At 70.6% G+C, this 4,512-nt stretch carries 4 protein-coding genes; all 4 read right to left on the bottom strand.

The features are described 5' to 3' along the window. Nucleotides 1–20 precede the first annotated feature (20 nt). The 4 genes from ACG2DA_RS21825 to kdsB all read right to left on the bottom strand — a co-directional run bounded on the left by ACG2DA_RS21825 (nt 21) and on the right by kdsB (nt 4,425). Nucleotides 21–806, bottom strand: coding sequence for a polyprenol monophosphomannose synthase (locus ACG2DA_RS21825; RefSeq protein WP_395258672.1), 786 nt, complete (start codon nt 804–806; stop codon nt 21–23). A 138-nt stretch (nt 807–944) separates the two neighbouring features. Beyond that, the gene (gene truB / locus ACG2DA_RS21820; RefSeq protein WP_395258671.1) at nt 945–1,853 is read right to left on the bottom strand and encodes a tRNA pseudouridine(55) synthase TruB; all 909 of its coding nucleotides are present in this window, start codon (nt 1,851–1,853) and stop codon (nt 945–947) included. A gap of 37 nt (nt 1,854–1,890) precedes the next feature. Further along, entirely contained in the window at nt 1,891–3,561 is a 1,671-nt protein-coding gene (locus ACG2DA_RS21815; protein WP_395258669.1) for a CTP synthase, read from the bottom strand. Between the two features lie 105 nt (nt 3,562–3,666). Next, nucleotides 3,667–4,425, bottom strand: a complete 759-nt coding sequence (kdsB, locus tag ACG2DA_RS21810; protein WP_395258668.1) for a 3-deoxy-manno-octulosonate cytidylyltransferase — start codon at nt 4,423–4,425, stop codon at nt 3,667–3,669. Between the last annotated feature and the right edge of the window lie 87 nt (nt 4,426–4,512).

The raw sequence follows: 4,512 nt of genomic DNA, 5'->3' as shown, positions 1-4,512 counted from the left end.
TCGGGCTGCCAAGCCTTGATTCAGGCCGCGGCCCGGGTGGCGTTGAAGGCGTACAGCTTGCTGAGGTGCCGCAGGTAGGCGAATTGCTGGCCGAGCGTCAGCTTGCTGGACCCGCGGGTGCGGTCGCGGAAGGTGATCGGCACCTCCATCACGGTGCGGGCGCCGCTTTTCACCAACAGTTCCAGCCCGATCTTGTAGCCCACCGGGTCCAGCGGCCCGCAGGCGGCGAAGGTCTCCCGGCGGAGGGCGAAGAACCCGGCGAGCGGATCGGCGGCGGTCGTCAGCCCGCGGGCCAGGCGGGTCGCCACCTTGGAGTTCCACTGCCGGAACCGGCCCCAGCCGGCGTCGACCTCCCCGCCGGGGACGTACCGGCTGCCGATGGCGAAGTCCGCCCCGCCGCGGCCGTCGGCGCCCGTGACCGCCGCCACGAGGGCCGGCAGGGCCTCCGGCGGATGCGAAAGGTCCGCGTCCATCACCGCCAGCACGGCGCCGCGGCCCTCGGACAATCCCCGCAGCGCCGCGGTGGCGAGCCCGCGTTCGCTCCGCCGCACGATCAGCCGCACCGGCAGGGATTGGGCCAGTTCGGCGCACAATTCCTCGGTGCCGTCGCCGCTGTCGTCGTCCACGACGACGGCTTCCCACGTCAGATCCGCCCGGTCGGCCGCGGCCGCGAGCCGGGCGATCAACTCCGGCAGGTTCTCCGCCTCCCGGTAGGTCGGCACGACAACCGTCACGTCCGGGTCGGCGGCGTCCGGACGGTCCTCCGCGGGGGGAACGTACAGGTGCGGGGCGAACGGTGCGGACACGGGCGACGACCGGGCGAGGCGGAACAGCTTCGCGGGCGTAGGAAATCGGGGCCGTCTCGGTCAATGCGGAGACGGGGGCGATCGCGAGCGTCCCGGACCCCTGGAGGGTCCGGGACGCTGTGCACGCTCTGCCGTCGATCAGACGTTCGGGACCGGGAAGGTCGTGTTCGGTCGCACGGTGCCGTCGGAGTCGCGGAGGCCGACGCAAACCGGGCGGTTCGCCTCGTCTCGCACGCCGCACTCGCCCGATTCGCCGGGCAGTTGGGCGAAGCGGCCGTTGCGAAGGTCGGCGGCCTGTTCGTCGTCGCACTGCACCGTCGGCAGGCCGAGCCGGTCGAACGAGAGCGAAATCAGGCCCGGCAGCGTCTCCGGCGTGACCTCCTCCGGCGTGACGGCCCCGTCCAGTTCGAACCCGCCGATGCGGGTGCGAACGAGCGTCTCCATCACTGCCTCGGTCCCCAGCGCCGCGGCGAGATCGCGGCCGAGGCTCCGCACGTAGAACCCGCTGCCGCACTGGATTCGCAGACCCAGGCGGTTGCCGTCGAAGCTCAGAATCTCCAATGCGTCGACCCGCACCCGCTTCGGTTCGAGTTCCACCTCCTCCCCGCGGCGGGCGAGGTGGTAGGCCCGCTGGCCGTCGATTTTCACGGCGCTGAAGGCAGGCGGCGTCTGGTCGATCTCGCCGAGGAACGAGGGGAACGCCGCTTCGATCTGCTCCCGGGAGACCACCGGCGGGTTCTCGACCGGAACCGGGTCGGCCTCCACGTCCAGCGAGGGGGAGGAGACGTGCAGGCGGAAGCCGGCGTCGTAGCCCTTCGGTAACGCCTGCACGCGCTCGATCAGCCGCGTCGCCTTGCCGACGCAGACCACCAGCACGCCGGAGGCGATCGGGTCCAGCGTGCCGGCGTGCCCGACCTTCACCCGCTTCCCCCAGCCGGCCCGCCGGGCGGCCCACTGCACGCGGTTGACCGCGGCCCGGCTGCTCATCCCGGCCGGTTTGTCCAGCACGAGCAGCCCCGCGGGGGGGATCGGCGGCGGCGGCTTCATCGCCCGCGACTCCGCAAACGTGGGTCGGAGGGGGACGTCAAGCCGTGGCGGCGGCCTTGGCGGCGCTGCGTTCGCTCTGGCGGTCCAGGGCGGCGCCGACGAAGCCCTTGAACAGCGGGTGCGGGCGGTCCGGCTTGCTTTTGAACTCCGGGTGGAACTGCACCGCGATGAACCAGGGGTGGTCCGGCACCTCGATAATCTCCACCAGCGTGCCGTCCGGGCTGGTGCCGACCGGGTGCAGGCCGTGCTCGATCATGCGGTCGCGGTAGACCGGATTGAATTCGTAGCGGTGGCGGTGCCGTTCGGACACGTGCCGGGTGTCGTACAACTCCGCGGACTTGCTGTCCTCGGTCAGCACGCAGGGCTGGGCGCCGAGCCGCATCGTGCCGCCCATGTTCTTGACGGCCTTCTGCTCTTCGAGCAGGCAGATGACCGGGTCCGGCGTTTCGGCGGCGAACTCCGTGCTGTCGGCGTGGGGGAGCATCAGCACGTTGCGGGCGTACTCCACGACCGCGACCTGCATCCCCAGGCAAATGCCGAAGTACGGCACGCCCTTCTCCCGGGCGAAGCGGGCGGCGAGGATTTTCCCCTCGATCCCCCGCTTGCCGAAGCCGCCGGGCACCATGATGCCGTCCACGCCGGAGAGGTGGGCGGCGGCGCCGTCCTGCTCCACGCTTTCGGCGTCGACCCGTTTGAAGATCACCCGGGCGCTGTGGGCGAAGCCGGCGTGGGTGAGGGCCTCGTAGATGCTTTTGTAGGCGTCGCGATGCTCGATGTACTTGCCGACGACCGCGATCGTCACCTCGTGCTCCGGGTGGCGGTTGCGGCGCATCAGGTCGACCCAGTCGTCCAGCCGCAGCCGGCCGGCGTTGAGCCGCAGGCGGTTGACGATCTTCTGGTCGACGTTGTCCTCGGCGAGGCTCTGCGGGACCTCGTAGATGCTGTATTCCTTGTCCACCTCGACCACGACCATGTCGCGTTCGACGTTGCAGAACCCGGCGATCTTCTCCGCGTGCTCGCGGGGCAGGGGGCGTTCGCAGCGGACGACCAGCATGTCCGGCTGAATGCCGATCGTGCGGAGCTGCTGGACGCTGTGCTGCGTCGGCTTCGTCTTCGCCTCGCGGGCCGCCTTCAGGTAGGGCACGAGGGTGAGGTGGAGGAACAGGCAATTCTGCCGGCCGACTTCCAGCGGAATCTGGCGGATCGCCTCGAGGAACGGCAGGCCTTCGATGTCGCCCACGGTCCCGCCGAGTTCCGTCATCACCACGTCCACGTCCCCGCCGGCGAGGTCGAGGATCGCGTGCTTGATCTCGTCGGTGACGTGCGGGACGACCTGCACGGTGCGGCCGAGGTACTCCCCGCGACGCTCCTTCTCCAGGACGCTCTTGTAGATCTGCCCGGCGGTGTAGTTGCTCTGCCGGGTGAGGGGGCCGTCGGTGAACCGCTCGTAGTGGCCGAGGTCCAGGTCGGTTTCGCTGCCGTCGTCCAGCACGTAGACCTCCCCGTGCTGGTAGGGGCTCATCGTGCCGGGGTCGACGTTCAGATACGGATCGAGCTTCTGCATCCGCACGGACAGGCCGCGGCGCTCCAGCAGCAGGGCGATGCTGGCGGCGGTCAGCCCCTTGCCCAACGAGGAGACCACCCCCCCGGTGACGAAGATGTGCTTGGTCCGGCGGTCGCCGGGGAACGGGTCGAACGGTGAAACCATACGGCGAGCCGACACGACGAAAGCCCGCGCAAGGTCGCGGGCTTCGTGCGGAGCGGGAGAGGAAGGAGAGGCGGGCTTCGCCGGCACCCTCGGACGTGGAAGCGTCTAGGCGCCGGAGCGGGCGGCCCGGGCGGCGTGCCGGGCGACGAAGGCATTGTAATCCTCCCGCGTGTCCACGCCACAGGCGTGGACCGCCACCTCGCAAACCCGCAGCGTGCAACCGGCCTCCAGCGCTCGCAACTGTTCGAGCTTCTCCACCCGTTCCAACCGCGACGGCGGGAGTTCGCTCAGCCGAATCAGGAACTCCCGCCGGTAAGCGTAGGCTCCGATGTGCAGCCGGGCGTTCTCCGGCACGCCGCCCGGGTGTTCCGACTCATCCCGCGGAAACGGGATCGGGGCGCGGGAGAAGTAGAGGGCCCGGCCGTCCGGGGCGCACACGACCTTCACGTTCGCCGGGTCGCGAAACGCGGCGGGGTCCGTCAGCGGGGAGCAGAGCGTCGCCATTTCCGCGTCGCTCCCCGTCACGGCGTTGGCGAGCAGGTCGATCGCGGCGGGGTCGATCTCCGGCTCGTCCCCCTGCACGTTGACCAGCACGTCGAACTCCCCCCGGCGACGGGCGACTTCGGCGAGGCGATCGGTGCCGGAGGGGTGCTCCCCGGTTAGCTCCACGGCGCCGCCGAAGCGTTCCACCTCCGCGGCGATCGCCTCCGAGTCGGTCGCGACGACCAGTTCGTCCAAGGACTTCGCGCCGGACGCGGCGCGGTAGGTGTGCTCCAGCAGGCTGCGGCCGGTCTCGCGGAGCAGCAGTTTCTCCGGCAGCCGGGAGGACTGGAGCCGGGCCGGGATCACGCCGAGCGTGGGCATTGCAGAAACCTGTGAGCCCGAAGCGCGAGCGAGGGGAGCGGCTCGCGCCGGGAGGCGGAATGGCGATTCGTTCGTGCGTCGCCCCCC

The organism is Alienimonas sp. DA493 (genome assembly GCF_043951915.1).
Classification (GTDB): Bacteria; Planctomycetota; Planctomycetia; order Planctomycetales; family Planctomycetaceae; genus Alienimonas.
Note: the sequence above shows the minus strand (reverse complement) of the source record. Positions and strands in the feature narration are given on the sequence as shown.